This is a genomic window from Aeromonas sp. PI_26, from assembly GCF_027854445.1.
GTDB classification, from domain to species: Bacteria; Pseudomonadota; Gammaproteobacteria; order Enterobacterales; family Aeromonadaceae; genus Aeromonas; species Aeromonas veronii.
Genome location: NZ_JAJNOE010000006.1, coordinates 107234 through 123096, shown reverse-complemented (window position 1 = coordinate 123096; position 15863 = coordinate 107234). Strand labels below are relative to the sequence as shown.

At 58.6% G+C, this 15863-nt stretch carries 15 protein-coding genes; 1 reads left to right on the top strand and 14 read right to left on the bottom strand.

Annotation, left to right across the window (positions count from 1 at the left end):
• Positions 1 to 53: 53 nt before the first annotated feature.
• From ispH to murJ, 6 genes are all read right to left on the bottom strand, one after another.
• Positions 54 to 989, bottom strand: coding sequence for a 4-hydroxy-3-methylbut-2-enyl diphosphate reductase (gene ispH, locus LRL22_RS08935; protein ID WP_270905215.1), 936 nt, complete (start codon positions 987 to 989; stop codon positions 54 to 56).
• On the bottom strand, positions 989 to 1441 hold the full coding sequence (fkpB, locus tag LRL22_RS08930; RefSeq protein ID WP_005341354.1) for an FKBP-type peptidyl-prolyl cis-trans isomerase: 453 nt from the start codon (positions 1439 to 1441) through the stop codon (positions 989 to 991). Before fkpB ends, ispH begins: the two co-directional genes overlap by 1 nt.
• Entirely contained in the window at positions 1438 to 1935 is a 498-nt protein-coding gene (lspA, locus tag LRL22_RS08925; protein ID WP_005340447.1) for a signal peptidase II, read from the bottom strand. Before lspA ends, fkpB begins: the two co-directional genes overlap by 4 nt.
• Positions 1935 to 4796 (bottom strand): isoleucine--tRNA ligase, encoded by a 2862-nt coding sequence (ileS, locus tag LRL22_RS08920; protein ID WP_270905214.1) that lies wholly within the window; start codon positions 4794 to 4796, stop codon positions 1935 to 1937. Before ileS ends, lspA begins: the two co-directional genes overlap by 1 nt.
• The gene (gene ribF / locus LRL22_RS08915; protein ID WP_270905253.1) at positions 4796 to 5770 is read right to left on the bottom strand and encodes a bifunctional riboflavin kinase/FAD synthetase; all 975 of its coding nucleotides are present in this window, start codon (positions 5768 to 5770) and stop codon (positions 4796 to 4798) included. Before ribF ends, ileS begins: the two co-directional genes overlap by 1 nt.
• Positions 5771 to 5924: 154 nt before the next feature.
• On the bottom strand, positions 5925 to 7487 hold the full coding sequence (gene murJ, locus LRL22_RS08910; RefSeq protein ID WP_270905213.1) for a murein biosynthesis integral membrane protein MurJ: 1563 nt from the start codon (positions 7485 to 7487) through the stop codon (positions 5925 to 5927).
• Positions 7488 to 7678: 191 nt separating this feature from the next.
• On the opposite strand from murJ, the gene rpsT reads away from it, so the two are divergent.
• Positions 7679 to 7942 (top strand): 30S ribosomal protein S20, encoded by a 264-nt coding sequence (gene rpsT, locus LRL22_RS08905; RefSeq protein WP_005308808.1) that lies wholly within the window; start codon positions 7679 to 7681, stop codon positions 7940 to 7942.
• Between the two features lie 49 nt (positions 7943 to 7991).
• Here rpsT and LRL22_RS08900 read toward each other — a convergent pair whose 3' ends face one another.
• The 8 genes from LRL22_RS08900 to rppH all read right to left on the bottom strand — a co-directional run bounded on the left by LRL22_RS08900 (position 7992) and on the right by rppH (position 15590).
• Positions 7992 to 8294 (bottom strand): ArsR/SmtB family transcription factor, encoded by a 303-nt coding sequence (locus LRL22_RS08900; protein ID WP_013724128.1) that lies wholly within the window; start codon positions 8292 to 8294, stop codon positions 7992 to 7994.
• Positions 8295 to 8345: 51 nt separating this feature from the next.
• Positions 8346 to 9278 (bottom strand): transcriptional activator NhaR, encoded by a 933-nt coding sequence (gene nhaR, locus LRL22_RS08895; protein ID WP_005340434.1) that lies wholly within the window; start codon positions 9276 to 9278, stop codon positions 8346 to 8348.
• Positions 9265 to 9672 (bottom strand): hypothetical protein, encoded by a 408-nt coding sequence (locus LRL22_RS08890; RefSeq protein WP_042053339.1) that lies wholly within the window; start codon positions 9670 to 9672, stop codon positions 9265 to 9267. Before LRL22_RS08890 ends, nhaR begins: the two co-directional genes overlap by 14 nt.
• Positions 9669 to 10859, bottom strand: coding sequence for a Na+/H+ antiporter NhaA (nhaA, locus tag LRL22_RS08885; protein ID WP_270905212.1), 1191 nt, complete (start codon positions 10857 to 10859; stop codon positions 9669 to 9671). Before nhaA ends, LRL22_RS08890 begins: the two co-directional genes overlap by 4 nt.
• Positions 10860 to 11082: 223 nt before the next feature.
• Positions 11083 to 11877, bottom strand: coding sequence for a thymidylate synthase (gene thyA, locus LRL22_RS08880; RefSeq protein ID WP_005340427.1), 795 nt, complete (start codon positions 11875 to 11877; stop codon positions 11083 to 11085).
• Positions 11877 to 12701 (bottom strand): prolipoprotein diacylglyceryl transferase, encoded by an 825-nt coding sequence (gene lgt, locus LRL22_RS08875; RefSeq protein WP_031227775.1) that lies wholly within the window; start codon positions 12699 to 12701, stop codon positions 11877 to 11879. Before lgt ends, thyA begins: the two co-directional genes overlap by 1 nt.
• A 67-nt stretch (positions 12702 to 12768) precedes the next feature.
• Entirely contained in the window at positions 12769 to 15048 is a 2280-nt protein-coding gene (gene ptsP / locus LRL22_RS08870) for a phosphoenolpyruvate--protein phosphotransferase (RefSeq protein WP_179903131.1), read from the bottom strand.
• A gap of 14 nt (positions 15049 to 15062) precedes the next feature.
• Positions 15063 to 15590: an RNA pyrophosphohydrolase gene (gene rppH / locus LRL22_RS08865; protein WP_005340421.1), complete on the bottom strand. Its 528-nt coding sequence runs from the start codon at positions 15588 to 15590 to the stop codon at positions 15063 to 15065.
• Between the last annotated feature and the right edge of the window lie 273 nt (positions 15591 to 15863).

The following is a 15863-nucleotide window of genomic DNA, read 5'->3' as shown; positions in this document are numbered from 1 at the left end:
CAAACCCGGCGTCATTATCAACACACTTTATTCTTAAGCCTTCCTGGCTGCACTCAAATTATTCTAAGTTCGGGAGGAACCTCAAAGACTACGTTCTCTTCACGGCCAGGATGCTCGGCGACCACCTTGCCACCCAGATCCCGCAGACGGGCAATCACGTTTTGCACCAGCACCTCGGGGGCGGATGCGCCAGCAGTGACGCCGATCGCCTTCACCCCTTCCAGCCAGCTCGCCTCAATCATCGACGCATCATCGATAAGATAGGCTCTGGCGCCCACCTTCTCGGCCAGCTCGCGCAGCCGGTTGGAGTTGGAGGAGTTGCGAGACCCCACCACCAGCATGGCGTCCACCAGCCCCGCCATCTCCCGCACCGCATCCTGACGGTTTTGGGTGGCGTAGCAGATATCGTCCTTGCGCGGCCCCTGGATCTTGGGGAAGTGCTTACGCAGCGCATCGATCACGTCAGAGGTCTCATCCACGCTCAGGGTGGTCTGGGTGACGAAGCAGAGGTCATCCGGATTCTTTACCTTGAGCTTGGCCACATCTTCCGGCGTCTCCACCAGATACATGCCGCCTTCGCGATTCTCGTACTGCCCCATGGTCCCGATCACCTCGGGGTGGCCAGCGTGGCCGATAAGCACGGCTTCGGAGCCCTTGCGACTGGCGCGATGGACTTCCATGTGAACCTTGGTCACCAGCGGACAGGTGGCATCAAATACCTTGAGGGCGCGGGACTTGGCCATCTCGCGCACTGTCTTGGCCACGCCGTGAGCAGAGAAGATGACGATGCTGTCGTCCGGCACCTCGTCCAGCTCCTCGACGAAGACTGCTCCAGCCTCTTTCAGCTTGTTCACCACATAACGGTTATGCACCACTTCGTGGCGGACATAGATGGGGGCACCGAACTTCTCCAGCGCGCTCTCGACAATGCTGATGGCGCGATCGACACCGGCGCAAAAACCACGAGGGTTAGCGAGCAGAATATCCATTAATGCACCTTCTCCTCATCATCAACGCCCAGGATCTCCACCTCGAAGGTGACGGTATGACCGGCCAGCGGGTGGTTGAAATCGACCGTGACCGACATCCCGGCTACCGCCCGGATGATGCCCGGCAGCTCGCTGCCATTGGGCTGATCGAACAGGATGATGGTGCCGACTTTTGGCTCCACATCGGCGCCAAATTTGGCACGGTCGAGATGGTAGATATTGTCGGGATTGGAGAGACCAAAGGCCTCTTCCGGCGCCAGCGTGAAGCTCTTGCTCTCCCCTTCGCTCAGCCCCAGCAGGCACTGCTCGAAGGTGGGGGTCAGGCTGCCATCGCCCATCCGCAGGCGGGCAGGTTTGCCGTGCAGCGCCGTGCTGTCGGCAACCGAGCCATCTTCCAGCTTGATGGAGAAGTGGAACAGCACGCTGCTGTTAGCGGTGATCTGCTGGCTCATGCCTGCTCCTTTTTCTCACCACGGAAACCGTCCAGCACAATCATGGCGGCCCCGATAAAGATAAAGCTGTCAGCCAGATTGAATGCCGGCCAGTGCGCACGCTGCCAGTAGAAGTCGAGGAAATCGACCACATGGCCCAACACCAGTCGATCAAAGACGTTGCCAAGGGCGCCGCCGATGATGAGTGAATAGGCGATACCGCTCCAACGCTGGGTCACCGACTGCTTGCGCAGCCAGTGGATCAGCAATCCACAGATGGCAAAAGCCAGCACCGCGAAGAACCAGCGCTGCCAGCCCCCCTGATCAGCCAGAAAGCTGAATGCGGCGCCCTTGTTGTAGACGTGAACCAGATTGAAGAAGGGGGTGATCTCCACCCCCGGGTAACCAAATGGCAGCAACTTGACCACGGCGAGCTTGCTCGCCTGGTCCAGTACAAAGGCCAGCACTGCCAGCCACAGCCAACGCAGGCCGCTTTTATGTTGAGTCATGTTCATCAGGCAAATTGACGAGTTTCGCCGTCACCCTCAACGTTGGTCACACAGCGACCACAGATCTCTTCGTGACCCGCGATGGTGCCCACATCTTCTACATGGTGCCAGCAGCGGTCGCACTTGGCGGCAGCAGACTGGGCCACGCTCAGCCACAGGTCATCACGCTCGGTCGCCACAGAGCCTTCCGGCGCAGTGTCAGCCTCAACAACCTTGGCTTTGGAGGTGAGCAGCACGAAGCGCAGCTCATCAGCCAGGGCATTCAGGCGTGCAGCCAGCTCCGGCTTGGCGAACAGGGTCAGTTCGGCCTGCAGGGAACCGCCGATACGCTTCTCGCCACGGGCCACTTCCAGCGCCTTGTTCACTTCACCACGCACGGTGAGGATCTCGGCCCAGAAATCGTCATTGAGGGATTCACCCGCTTCCAGACCGAACAGGCCGTCGTACCACTCTTCGGTGAAGACGAACTCGCCGCGCTCACCCGGCAGCAGGGCCCAGATTTCATCAGCGGTGAAGCTCATGATCGGCGCCATCCAGCGCACCATGGCCTCGGCAATGTGATAGAGGGCGGTCTGGCAGGAGCGACGGGCCAGGCTGTCGGCCTTGGCGGTGTACTGGCGATCCTTGATGACGTCCAGATAGAAGGAGCCCATCTCGATGGAGCAGAACTGCATCAGCTTCTGGGTTACACCGTGGAAGTTGTACTCGTCGAATGCCGCCATGATCTCGGCCTGTACCGCTTTGGCACGACCCACAGCCCAGCGATCCACCACCACCATGTCGGCAGGCGCCACCATGTCGGTCGCCGGATTGAAGCCGTTCAGGTTGGCCAGCAGGAAGCGGGCAGTATTGCGAATACGACGATAAGCATCGGCAGAGCGCTTGAGGATCTCGTCGGAGACAGTCATCTCGCCGGTGTAGTCAGTGCTCGCTACCCACAGACGCAGGATGTCGGCACCCAGCTTGTTCATCACGTCCTGCGGGCTGACCACGTTGCCGATGGATTTGGACATCTTGCGACCCTGACCATCAACAGTGAAACCGTGAGTCAGCACCTGGTTGTACGGGGCCTTGTCTTTCATGGCCACGCCGATCATCAGGGAGGACATGAACCAGCCGCGGTGCTGGTCAGAGCCTTCCAGATACATGTCGGCTGGCTTGCCGTTGAACTCGGGACGGGCATCAACCACGGAGGCATGGGTAGAACCGGAGTCAAACCAGACGTCGAGGGTATCAGGTACTTTCTCGTAGTTGTCGGCATCGGCACCCAGCAGCTCCGCCTTGTCCAGATCCCACCATGCCTGAATGCCGGACTGCTCGACCCGCTTGGCTACTTCGTGCATCAGGCGCACGGATTCCGGGTGCAGTTCCTGAGTCTCTTTGTGGACGAACAGGGAGATGGGCACACCCCAGGTACGCTGACGGGAGATACACCAGTCAGGACGGTTCTCGACCATCGCCTGAATGCGGTTTTTACCCCAGGCCGGTACCCAGCCGCTCTGGCCTTGCTGGGCAATGCCGTCCTTCTCGATGCGCTCGATCTCTTCCTGCGCGCGCTTGCGCAGACCCTTCTGCTCCATGCTGATGAACCACTGCGGGGTGGCACGGAAGATGATCGGGGTCTTGTGACGCCAGCAGTGCGGATAGGAGTGGTTGAACACCTTGTGGTGCAGCAGGGCGCCGCGCTCAGTCAGCACTTCGATCACGGAGGCATTGGCCTTGAACACATGCTGGCCGGCAAACAGTTCGGTATCCGGCAGGTAAACACCGTTGCTGCCAACCGGGTTGGCCACTTCCAGACCGTACTTCTGACCGACCACGAAGTCTTCCTGACCGTGGCCAGGTGCGGTGTGAACGGCACCGGTACCGGCATCCAGGGTGACGTGGTCACCCAGTACCACCGGCACGTCGAAGCTGTAGAAGGGGTGGTTGAAGCGCAGCAGCTCGAGTGCGGCGCCCTTGGCGTAACCCAGATTGTGGAACTTCTCGATACCGGCGCGATCCATCACATCCTTGACCAGCTCGGCGGCCAGGATCAGACGCTCGGGGTGCTCACCTTCAACCTGCACCAGTGCGTAATCCAGATCGGCGTGCATGGCGATGGCGCGGTTGGCTGGCAGGGTCCACGGAGTGGTGGTCCAGATCACCGCAGAGATCGGGCCCTTGCCGGTGTGGCCTTCGGCGCAGTCAAACTTGGCGGTAACGGTCGCCTCATCGACGGCCTTGAAGCGCACATCGATGGAGGGAGAGTTCTTGTCGTAGTACTCCACCTCGGCTTCAGCCAGCGCGGAGCCGCAATCGGTACACCAGTGCACCGGCTTGGAGCCTTTGTGCAGGTGGCCGTTTTCAACGATCTTGGCCATGGAGCGGATGATGTTGGCTTCGGTGCCAAAATCCATGGTCAGGTAGGGGTGTTCCCAGTCGCCCAGCACACCCAGACGGATGAAGTCGGTCTTCTGCGCTTCGATCTGGGTCTTGGCGTATTTGCGGCACTCGGCGCGGAATTCGGCAGCGGAAACCTTCTCGCCCGGCTTGCCGACCATGCCTTCCACTTTCAGTTCGATAGGCAGACCGTGGCAATCCCAACCCGGCACATAGGGGGAATCGAAACCGGAGAGGCCCTTGGACTTGATGATGATGTCTTTGAGGATCTTGTTGACCGAGTGACCGATGTGAATGTTGCCGTTCGCATAGGGGGGGCCATCGTGCAGAATGAAAGAAGGCTTGCCCGCTTTGGCGCGGCGAATAGCGCCGTAGAGATCCTGATCGTACCAACGTTTCAGCATGTTGGGTTCGCGCTTGGCCAGATCGCCACGCATCGGAAACTCGGTTTCCGGAAGATTCAGGGTGTGTTTATAGTCGCTCATCAGTCCTGGGTTCCCTTCTTTTCTAAAAGAGTGCTGGGTAAATTGAATTGTGGCAGCCCGAACCAGGCTCGGGACGCCAGGGCATCTCGTTCGATCTGCTCTTTCAAGGCAGTGAAAGAGGCAAACTTCTGCTCTTCGCGCAGCTTGTGGCGAAGCAGCACCTTGACCTGCTGACCATATAGATCACCAGAAAAATCAAATAGATGTACTTCCAATCTGGCTTGTGTACCGCTCAAGGTCGGCCGTACACCCACATTGGCTACACCGGGGAAGGTCTTGCCGGAACATATCACTTCCACCGCAAACACGCCACCGACCGGGATCACCTGGCGCTTGAGGGCCAGATTGGCGGTGGGAAAACCTATGGTGCGCCCCAGCTTGTCGCCGTGAGCCACCCGGCCGCTGATGGTGTAGGGACGGCCAAGCATCAGCTCCACTTCCGCCATCCGGCCCGCCTTAAGGGCTTCACGCACCAGGGTGCTGCTGACCCGCTGCCGTTCGAGCTGGAAGCTCTGGGTACTGATCACCTCGAAGCCGAAGCGATGACCCTCCTCCTCCAGCAGGTGGAAATCCCCTTCCCGCCCCTTGCCGAAGCGAAAATCGTCGCCGACCACCAGATAGCGCACTCCGAGCTTCTCCACCAGCAACTGCTCGATGAATGTCGAGGCCGCCTGCTCGGCAAAGCGGTGGCTGAAGCGCACGCAGAGCATGCGATCGATATGCAGCCCCTGCAGCGCTTCATACTTCTCGCGCAAGCGGCTCAGCCGGGCCGGCGCCTCGCTACCGGCAAACAGCTCCAGCGGCTGCGGCTCAAACAGCATGACGCAGGCGGGCAATCCCAGCTGGGCCGCTTTCTCCTTGAGACGTGCCAATACCGCATGGTGACCCTGATGAACCCCATCAAAGTTGCCAATAGTTAATACACATCCCCGGTGACGGGGCTTGAGATTGTGAATGCCGCGAATAAGCTCCATCAGTGCCTTGTGCGTTGCTGCCATGGAAATCGGCGGATTATATATCAGGCAGCAGGCAGGGTCAGCCCTCATAGCCTGATTTCAACTATCCGGGCCCAATCACGCCCCCTGCGGCGCCATGAGGCACTATCCCCATGGCGCCGCAGGATCACGGCTACTGCTGCCCCGATTTAAGGTGACGCGGCCGAATGCCCAGCAGCAGCAACACCACGGCATAGACCGCTGCCCCCAGCGACAGCAGCATGGTCAGCTGCAAACTGGCCTTGCCCATGCTCCACGCCCCCCACTGGGTCAGATCCGGCGACAGATAGGCGAGCACGCCCCCCATCAGCACGCTGGCGACCAGCAACTTGAGGCAGAACACGCCGGTATGGCGGGAGGGACGATAGACGCTCTGCTGGTACAACCCCTTGAACAGCAAAGCCGCATTCAGAGTGCCCGAGCAGGCGGTCGAGAGCGCCAACCCCACGTAACCGAGCGGGTAGATGAAGATGAGGTTGCAGACCATGTTGGCAATCATCGACATCACCCCGATCCGCACCGGCGTCTTGGTGTCCTGACGGGCGTAGTAACCGGGCGCCAGCACCTTGATCAGCATCAGGGAGAGCAGACCGGTAGTGGAGGCCAGCAGGCTGGCGCTCGACATGGCCACTTCATGCAGGCCAAATTCGCCGCGCATGAACAGCACTCGCAAAATGGGCTCGCGCATCACCGCAATGCCTATCATGGCGGGCAGGCCGAGCAGCATCACCATCCGCACCCCCCAATCCATGGTGCGGGAGAAGTCGGCCGGATCGGCATCCACATGCTTCTTCGCCAGCGCAGGCAGGATCACGGTACTGATGGCTACCGCAAACAGCCCGAGGGGGAACTCCAGCAGGCGATCCGAGTAGTAGAGGTAACTGATGGCACCGGTCGCGAGGAAAGAAGCCAGCATGGTATTGACCAACAGGTTGATCTGGCTGACCGATACCCCGAACAGGGCGGGGATCATCAGGGTGCGGATCTTCACCACCCCAGGGTGATTCCATCCCCACTTGGGCCATACCAGCATGTTGATTTGGCGCAAAAAGGGGTACTGGAACAAAAACTGCACCAAACCGCCCAAAAAGACACCAATCGCCAGCGAGATCTCAGGTTTGTCCATCAACGGCGCAATCCACCAGGCCGCCGCAATCATGGTGATGTTGAGAAACACCGGCGTAAACGACGAGACTGCAAAGCGGCCGAAGGTGTTGAGGATGGCCCCCGCCATGGCGGTAAAAGTGATAAACCAGAGGTAGGGGAAGGTGATTTTGAGCATCAGACTGGCGAGCTCGAACTTCTCGGCCGCAGGGCCGCCATGCAGCCAGTCCCAGAACCAGCCCCAGCCAAATAGCGCGGTCAGCACACCCGAACCGAGCACACCAAGCAGGGTGATCACAGTCACTATGCCCCCCAGCGTGCCCGCCACCGCCGCCAGCAATTCACGCACTTCCCCCTCGTCGCCATTTTTCTTGTACTCCGTCATCACGGGAACAAAGGCCTGGTTGAAGGCACCTTCGGCGAACAGGCGACGCAGAAAGTTGGGAATGCGATTGGCAAAAAAGAAGACGTCGGCGGCCACCCCGGCACCGAGCAGATTTGCGATGACCACATCGCGAACCAAGCCCATTACGCGGGATGCCAGCGTCATTCCGGACACTATCATGCCGGATTTGATCAATTTCTTACTCAAGACGAGGCCTCTGGAACTGTCAGAATGAAAAGAATGCTGCTAGAATCGGCCGACAGTTTAACCGTCTCCCTACTGACACACCACCGGGAGGCGGTGTTTATTTGCACAAATCATTTGACAATATGTGGTTGGAAGGGCATATTTCCGGGCCTTTTCAATACACTCGCTAAGACAGTTTTAGGAGTTTTACCTTGGCTAACATCAAATCTGCTAAGAAGCGCGCTCTTCAGTCAGAAAAACGCCGTCAGCACAACGCCAGCCGTCGTTCCATGACCCGTACCTACCTGAAGAAAGTCATTGCTGCTATCGCCTCTGGCGACAAAGCTGCTGCGACTGCCGCTTTCGCTGTTGCTCAGCCGATCATGGATCGTATGGCGACCAAAGGCCTGATCCACAAGAACAAAGCTGCTCGTCACAAGAGCCGCCTGTCTGCCCAGATCAAAGCTATGGCTTAATCAGCGTCTGCTGATCAAAGCTGAAAAAACCGGCCTTAGTGCCGGTTTTTTATTTATCTGCGCTGCAATAAAGTCGATGCAGCAAACTGATCATTTCACGCACCTCATGGCTGCGCAGCGAATAGTAGACCGTCTGAGCCTCTTTGCGTGTCGTCACCAGCTCATCCCGCCGCAACAGCGCAAGATGCTGTGACAAGGCCGACTGACTCAATCCCAATCGCTCGTTGAGCTCCCCCACCGACAGTTCGCGCTCCAGCAACTGGCACAGAATAAACAGCCGCCGTTCGTTGGCCAGCGCCTTGAGCAAGGCCACCGCTTTACTCGCATTGGCTTCCATCTCTTCAAGTTGCATAATATCTCTCCTCTACCACTGATCGCCGATGATACGTGGTGACGGGTCGTTTTAAAACGACAGGGTGGCCGGCTGGATGGCGGAGAAGTTCTCCTGGCCAGAAAAGAGAAAGGTAAAATCGCTCTCGCAGACCCGCTTCACCGCCGGATGCTGGATCATCCGCTCGGCGAAGATGACGTAATACTCCTCCATCAGATCCTGGGTTTCCCCGATCAGCATCACCCCCTCCCCCTCAAGGATCTCCTCCCGATAGATGGTGGGAGCCATGAAAATCCCCTGATTGAAGAAGCCAAACGCCTTCATCAAGGCGGCATCATCAAACTCGCCAAGAATGCTGGGGGAGACACCCTGCTGCTCGAACCACTGGGTCAGCTGACGCCCCATGGCGGTACGACGACCGGGGATCAGCAGCTTGCGCTCTTCCAGACAGGCTGGAAAGGGCTTTTCAGGCAGCGGCGCCTTGCAGAAGAAGCTGACGCCACAGCCGCCCAGCCGTTTGGAGAGCAGCCCCGCATGTTGGCTGGAGTCCACCGGACAGTCGGAGAGGATCATATCGAGCTTGTGCTCGCTCAGCTGCTCCAGCAGCAGTTCGTGGGTCGATTCGAAACAGCGCAGATGGATGGAGCCATCATTGGGGATGACAGAGAGCAGCACGCGGCTGGCAAGGCGCTTGGAGAGGGCATCGGCGATGCCGACGTCGAACAGGATCTGGCTCTCCTTGCGGTAGTTGACGATATCGAGCATCTCGTAGGAGAGGCTGAACATCTTGTCGGCATAACGAAATACCAGCTGGCCCAGCTCGGTTGCCTCAAGGGAGCGTCCCTTGCGCTTGAGCAGCTTGCCACCGAGGCGCTGCTCCAGCAGCTTGATCTGGCCGGTGACCGTCTGCGGGGTCAAAAAAAGGGCTTCCGCTGCCTGGGTAACGGAGCCCTTCTTCTGAGTCATCCAGAAATAGTAGAGATGGTTGTAGTTAAGGTGTGACATCCGATGGGGTTCCCGCTTGACGCGGACTCCGGTAGCAGCTGAGTTCAACCGCCAGAATGTCATACATGTCGCTAACCGAGTCAACCTTGTTCGCGCCAAACTGCTCCATCAGAGTGGCCTTGAGGCGTGCCTTGTCAGGCATCCGGTCAGCGCAATAACGCTTGTTGGAACGCTTTACCATCTCGCCAGCCCGGCTGCTCAGCGCCCGCTCAGAGAAGGTTTCGCCAAAGCGCGCCTTGGCCTGCTTGTCCCCCAGCAGCAGGGCGCTGTCTACCACCCCGTTGAGATAGGCAGAGCAGTTCGCCGAAGTGGCGTCCTGCTTGCAATCCTCCAGCCCGCCGGCCCATGCCGCGGGGCTCAACAACAGCATCAACAACCCTGTATGCAGCTTCATAGTCCCTCCGTACTCTGTTCCCCTTCACCCTTGGGAAGGGCCATGCGCAAGGCCAGATAGCCGACTACCGCCGCCATGGTGGAGCCCACCAAGATCCCGAGGCGAGAGTAGCTGCCGTAATCCAGCCCACCGTGCTCGAAGGCAAGCGACGCGATAAACATCGACATGGTGAACCCGATGCCACAGAGGATGCTGACCGCAAAAATCTGCTTGAAGTTGACCCCGGGCGGCAACTGGGCGATGCCCAGCTTGACCGACAGCCAGCTAATGGTGAACACCCCGAGCGGCTTGCCGATAAACAGCCCCAGCATGATCCCCATAGGCACCGGACTCAGCAGAGAGGAGAGACCAATCCCCTCCAGCGATACCCCTGCGTTGGCAAAGGCAAACAGCGGCAGGATCAGATAGGCACTCCAGGGGTGCAGCTGATGCTCCAGATACTTGAGCGGCGAGGCGTAACGCTTGCCGTTAAGCGGAACCATAAAGCCCACTACCACGCCCGCCAGAGTCGCATGGACACCAGACTTGAGTACCGCAACCCAGAGCACCAGACCAACCAGCATGTAAAGGCTGATCCGATCCTCACCACGGCGATTCATCCAAAGCAGAATGAGGGTTGCCAGAATACCGATGGCCAGCGCCTCAAGCGACAGCTGCTGGGTATAGAAGAGCGCGATGATGATGATGACGCCGAGGTCATCCATGATGGCCAGCGCCAACAGGAATACCTTGAGGCTCACCGGCACCCGCTTGCCGAGCAGCGCCATCACCCCGAGGGCAAAGGCGATATCGGTCGCAGCCGGAATTGCCCATCCAGCGCGCGCCACTTCATCCGAATAGTTGAAAAAGGCGTAGATCAAGGCCGGAGCCAGCATGCCACCCACCGCCGCAATAGCCGGGAAGGTCGCCTGAACCCGGGTCGAGAGCGCCCCTTCCAGCATCTCTCGTTTCACTTCCAGGCCAACCAGCAGGAAGAAGATCGCCATGAAGCCATCGTTGATCCAGAGCAGCAGCGGCTTGTTGATGTCGAGGGCCGCAATGCGCACTTGCACCGGGGTGTCGAGAAACGCCTGATACCCGCCAGCCAGCGCGGTATTGGCTAAAATCATTGCCAGCATGGCAGCCATGATCAGAATAATTCCGGAGGCGGCCTCCAGCTTCAGGAACTTTTTGATTACGTCACTCATGGTTAATTTTTCCACAAAATTACTTGAATTTAAGTCTATAGCCTGCAACAACCAATGGAAAATCGTTTCTTGCTGCCAAAAACCTCGGAAAAATCGAAAGCAAAATAGAACTGGCCTACCTAGAACAGATTTTGCCTGCGTCATATTCACAACTAAGTTAGCCAATAATGAGATTTTTAAATGTTTTTATATGTAAAAAAAGGCGCCTCATGGCGCCTTTCTGTCAGATGGCGACGGGCGCCTTGATGCCGGGGTGGGGGTCATAACCCTCGATCTCGAAATCCTCGAACTTGTAGTCGAAGATGGAGTCAGGTTTGCGCTTGATCACCAGGGTCGGCAGCGGGCGCGGCTCGCGGGAGAGCTGCAGAGCTGTCTGCTCCATGTGGTTGGAGTAGAGGTGCACATCACCGCCAGTCCAGACGAAGTCACCCACTTCCAGATTGCACTGCTGGGCCATCATGTGGGTCAGCAGGGCGTAGCTGGCGATGTTGAACGGCAAGCCGAGGAACACATCACAACTGCGCTGGTAGAGCTGGCAGGAGAGCTTGCCGTCCGCCACATAGAACTGGAAGAAGGCGTGGCAGGGAGCCAGCGCCATCTTGTCCAGCTCGCCCACGTTCCAGGCAGATACGATGATGCGGCGCGAATCAGGGTTGTGCTTGATGTCATCCACCGCCTTCTGGATCTGGTCGATGACAGACCCGTCGGCCGCAGGCCAGGAGCGCCACTGAGCGCCGTAAACCGGCCCCAGATCGCCATTCTCGTCGGCCCACTCATCCCAGATGCTGACGCCGTTTTCCTTCAGATAGGCGGTATTGGTATCGCCATTGAGGAACCAGAGCAGCTCGTGAATGATGGAGCGCAGGTGGCACTTCTTGGTGGTGACCAGCGGGAAACCTTCCGCCAGATTGAAGCGCATCTGATGGCCGAACAGGGAGACAGTACCGGTGCCGGTACGGTCTGACTTGACGGTCCCCTCATCGAGGATTTTCTGCATCAGGTCGAGATAAGCTCGCATTATTTGGCCTCCTTCACGGCATTACCGAACAACTGCGGACGCTTGTAGGCGGCCCAGATCATCAGGGCTCCGGCGATAATCATCGGGGTGGAGAGGATCTGGCCCATGCTGATCTCCTGGAAGTAGAGACCGAGCTGGCTGTCCGGTTGGCGCACAAACTCCACCAGGAAGCGGAACAGGCCGTAGAACAGCAGGAACATGCCGGAGATGGCACCGCGCGGCGGATTCTTGCGCCAGAACAGGTTGAGGATGATGAACAGCACCACCCCTTCCAGTGCGAACTGGTAGAGCTGGGAGGGATGACGCGGCTCGGGGCCGGCCTCCGGGAAGATGATGGCCCAGGGCACATCGGTGACCCGGCCCCACAGCTCGCCGTTGAGGAAGTTGCCGATCCGGCCAACGCCGAGACCGAACGGAATGAGCGGTGCCACAAAGTCGGCCACGGTGAAGAAGTGGCGCTTGGTCTTGTGGGCAAACCAGATCATCGCGGTGATCACCCCGATCAACCCACCGTGGAACGACATACCGCCGGTCCAGATCTTGAACAGATAGGTGGGATCCGCGAGGAAGAGATCGAAGTTGTAGAACAGCACGTAACCGACACGGCCACCGAGGATCACCCCGAGGAAACCGTAGAACAGCAGATCCGATACCTCGTTGCGGGTCCAGCCGCTGTTCGGCGCATCGGCGCGACGGCCGGCAAGCCACATGGCAAACGCGAAACCGAACAGGTACATGAGACCATACCAGCGTACCGATAGTGGTCCCAAACTGAATGCTACGGGATCAATCTGCGAGAAAACCCAATATCCATCGTGCTGCATATGCGGCCCCAGTCAAAATAAAAGCCGCATTTTCCGATCATTCGTCAGCAGGGACAAGGCATGATTATCAATCACTCTGTTTCGATTTATGACCGGCTCGCAGCAAACCGCCCAAACCATGCTCCTCCAGATAGCGGGCAAACAGGCCGCGCAGTACGTGGGGGTTGTCATGTTTGAGGCCATCGGCCATCAGTTCGGTCAACTCGCTCAGGGTGGATTGACGCAGCACGTACTTGATCCGAGCGATGTTGTGGGTGTTCATACTGAAGCGGCGATAGCCCATGGCAAGCAGCAGCAATACACCGACCGGATCACCGGCCAGCTCGCCACACACCGACACCGGCTTCTGGTAGCGATGGGAAGCATCAACCAGCTGTTGCAGGGCGCGGATCACTGCAGGATGGAAGGCATCGTAGATGTTGGCAACCCGGGAATTGTTGCGATCTACCGCCAGCAGGTACTGGGTCAGGTCGTTACTGCCCACCGACCAGAAATCGATGAGCGGCGCCATCTCCGGCAAGATAAAGAGTGCTGAGGGCACCTCGATCATCACCCCGAGGCTGGGGTAGCGGATCACCGCATCGCGGCTCGCCGCCTCTTCCGACACCTCCCGCCATGCCTGATCCAGCAGACGACGGGAGGCTTTGATTTCGCTAACGCTGCTGATCATCGGCAACATGATGGCCAGATTGTCCAGCCCTTCGCTGGCCCTCAGCATCGCCTTGAGCTGCACCAGAAACAGTTCGGGGTGATCCAGCGTGATCCGGATCCCCCGCCAGCCAAGGAAGGGGTTTTCCTCGACGATGGGGAAATAGGGTAGCGGCTTGTCGCCGCCCACATCCAGCGTCCGCATGCAGACCGGCCGGTTGCGGTAGGTCTCCAGAATGCCGCGATAGCGGGCAGTCTGCTCCCACTCGGAGGGGAAGCTCTCCTGCAGCATAAAGGGGATCTCGGTGCGATAGAGGCCCACCCCGTCCGCCAGCTGATTGAGGGAGATCTCGGTATCGGCGCTGAGACCGGCGTTGAGCAGCAGGGAGACCTTGGTGCCGTCGGCCGTCTCGGATGGCAGGTTATCGACGCTGCGCACCAGGGTATCGAGCGCCCGCTCTTCGCTCAGCAGCTGACGATACTCGGTCAGGATCACCTGATTGGGCTCGATGAAGAGATCGCCGCTGTAGCCATCGACCACCAGCATGCGACCGCCTATGTCACCAAGGGGCAGATCGACCCCCATGATGGCGGCCACCCCCATGGCGCGGGCCAGAATGGCGGCGTGGGAGTTGGTCCCCCCCTTGAGCGAGACCACCCCGGTCAGATACTCGCGGGGCACTTCCGCCAGAATAGTGGCTGTCACCTCGTCGGCTACCAGCACCACAGGTTCGCCGATGGAGATATGCTCCGGTTCATTCTGCACCAGTCGGCTGATCAGCCGCTGGGCAATATCCTTCACGTCGGTGGAGCGCTCCTGCAGGTAAGGATCCTTCATCCCCTTGAACTGCTCGATCAAGCGATCGCTGATGAGCTTGACCGCAGATACCGCAGTCCAGTGCTCCTTGCTCACCTTGTTGCGAATGGGCTTGATGTAGCCGGGATCGTTCAGCAGATGGAGATAGATATCGAAGATCGCCACCGAATCCTGGCTGTAGCTCTCGCGAAAACGCAGCGCCAGACTCTCCAAGTCGTGCCGCACCTCCTCAACCGCCAGCTCCAGCCGCGCCAGCTGGCTGGCATGGTCTTCATCCTTGCGCGGGGTAATGGACGAGAGCGCCTTGCGGGGCCGCCACACCCAGGCCTTGGCCATGGCGATGCCGCTGGCCCCGGCAATACCGCGCAGCGGCTTACTCCAGTCGGTCTTCTGCAACCACCCCTTGGCCTGCGCCTGGGCGATCCGCGCCGCCAGCTGGGCCGCCAGGGTGACCATGAAGGACTCTTCCCCCTCATCGAAGCGGCGGCTCTCCTTCTGCTGCACCACCAGAATGCCGACCACCTGACGCTGGTGCATGATGGGGGCGCCCAGGAAGGAGCGGAACGCCTCTTCGGCAACATCGGGCAGGAATTTGAAACTGGGATGCGTGGGGGCATCAGCCAGGTTGATCAGTTCTTCTCGCTGACCCACCAGACCGACGATGCCCTGCTCGTAGGGCAGGGTCACCTTGCCGACTGCGGACGGGGCCAAGCCGTCGGTAGCCGCCAGGCGATAGCGGCGCACCTCGGGTTCCGAGACATAGACGGAGCAGCAGTCCACTGCCATGGCGTGCCGGGTCTGGCTCACCAATGCTTGCAAGGCCTGCTCGAGGGTATTGGCCTCGGCCATGCTCTCGACGATACGTCTCAGTTCCGTTAACAACTAATCTGTGCTCCTTAACGGGCGCGGTTGCGCCGCCCATCCTTCTTGTTGACCTGCACTGCCGGCACTGGCATCGCCAGCGGGGCAAACTCTTTCATGACCCGGCGGTAAACCTCCCGCTTGAACGAAACGACCTGACGCACCGGATACCAGAAGCTGACCCAACGCCAGTCGTCAAATTCGGGATGGCCATGACAGCCAAACTGGATCCGCGACTCCTTGCCCGAATTCAGCTGTAACAGGAACCATTTTTGTTTTTGGCCAATACAGACCGGTGAACTGTCCCAGCGGACAAGACGTTTGGGTAAACGGTACTTTAGCCAGTTACGACTGGTGGCCATGATGGTCACATCTTCGGGCTTGAGGCCAATCTCCTCATACAGCTCTCGATACATGGCCTGCTCTGGCGTTTCACCATCATCAACCCCCCCCTGCGGAAACTGCCAGGAGTGCTGCCCATAGCGTTTAGCCCACAACACTTGTCCTTCACGGTTACAGATCACGATACCGACATTGGGACGAAATCCGTCGCCATCAATCACGTGATCACCTTATAAAGGCTGAATCTATAAGGAGATTGTTCCACATTCACTCCGTGGCAGCAAACAAGGAGTGAATCCCCTGTTTCATGAATAACTTTCGATTTCAAACATACTTATAAACAAATCCAAGGATCCGCGCCCCCAAGTTGCCCACCCAGTCTGTGCATAAAGCTGTTAGCAAACGGGTATATACAGTACTTTTTAACTGTACGCGAAAAGTGCCTCTCCGTCTCATTACGCGACATAAAATATAAAAAATCATTATTTTTTATA

What these genes read in the sequence shown, in the direction of transcription:
- ispH (WP_270905215.1), bottom strand. Translation starts at nt 989, where the DNA reads ATGGATATTCTGCTCGCTAACCCTCGTGGTTTTTGCGCCGGTGTCGAT.
- fkpB (WP_005341354.1), bottom strand. Translation starts at nt 1,441, where the DNA reads ATGAGCCAGCAGATCACCGCTAACAGCAGCGTGCTGTTCCACTTCTCC.
- lspA (WP_005340447.1), bottom strand. Translation starts at nt 1,935, where the DNA reads ATGAACATGACTCAACATAAAAGCGGCCTGCGTTGGCTGTGGCTGGCA.
- ileS (WP_270905214.1), bottom strand. Translation starts at nt 4,796, where the DNA reads ATGAGCGACTATAAACACACCCTGAATCTTCCGGAAACCGAGTTTCCG.
- ribF (WP_270905253.1), bottom strand. Translation starts at nt 5,770, where the DNA reads ATGGAGCTTATTCGCGGCATTCACAATCTCAAGCCCCGTCACCGGGGA.
- LRL22_RS08900 (WP_013724128.1), bottom strand. Translation starts at nt 8,294, where the DNA reads ATGCAACTTGAAGAGATGGAAGCCAATGCGAGTAAAGCGGTGGCCTTG.
- nhaR (WP_005340434.1), bottom strand. Translation starts at nt 9,278, where the DNA reads ATGTCACACCTTAACTACAACCATCTCTACTATTTCTGGATGACTCAG.
- LRL22_RS08890 (WP_042053339.1), bottom strand. Translation starts at nt 9,672, where the DNA reads ATGAAGCTGCATACAGGGTTGTTGATGCTGTTGTTGAGCCCCGCGGCA.
- nhaA (WP_270905212.1), bottom strand. Translation starts at nt 10,859, where the DNA reads ATGAGTGACGTAATCAAAAAGTTCCTGAAGCTGGAGGCCGCCTCCGGA.
- thyA (WP_005340427.1), bottom strand. Translation starts at nt 11,877, where the DNA reads ATGCGAGCTTATCTCGACCTGATGCAGAAAATCCTCGATGAGGGGACC.
- lgt (WP_031227775.1), bottom strand. Translation starts at nt 12,701, where the DNA reads ATGCAGCACGATGGATATTGGGTTTTCTCGCAGATTGATCCCGTAGCA.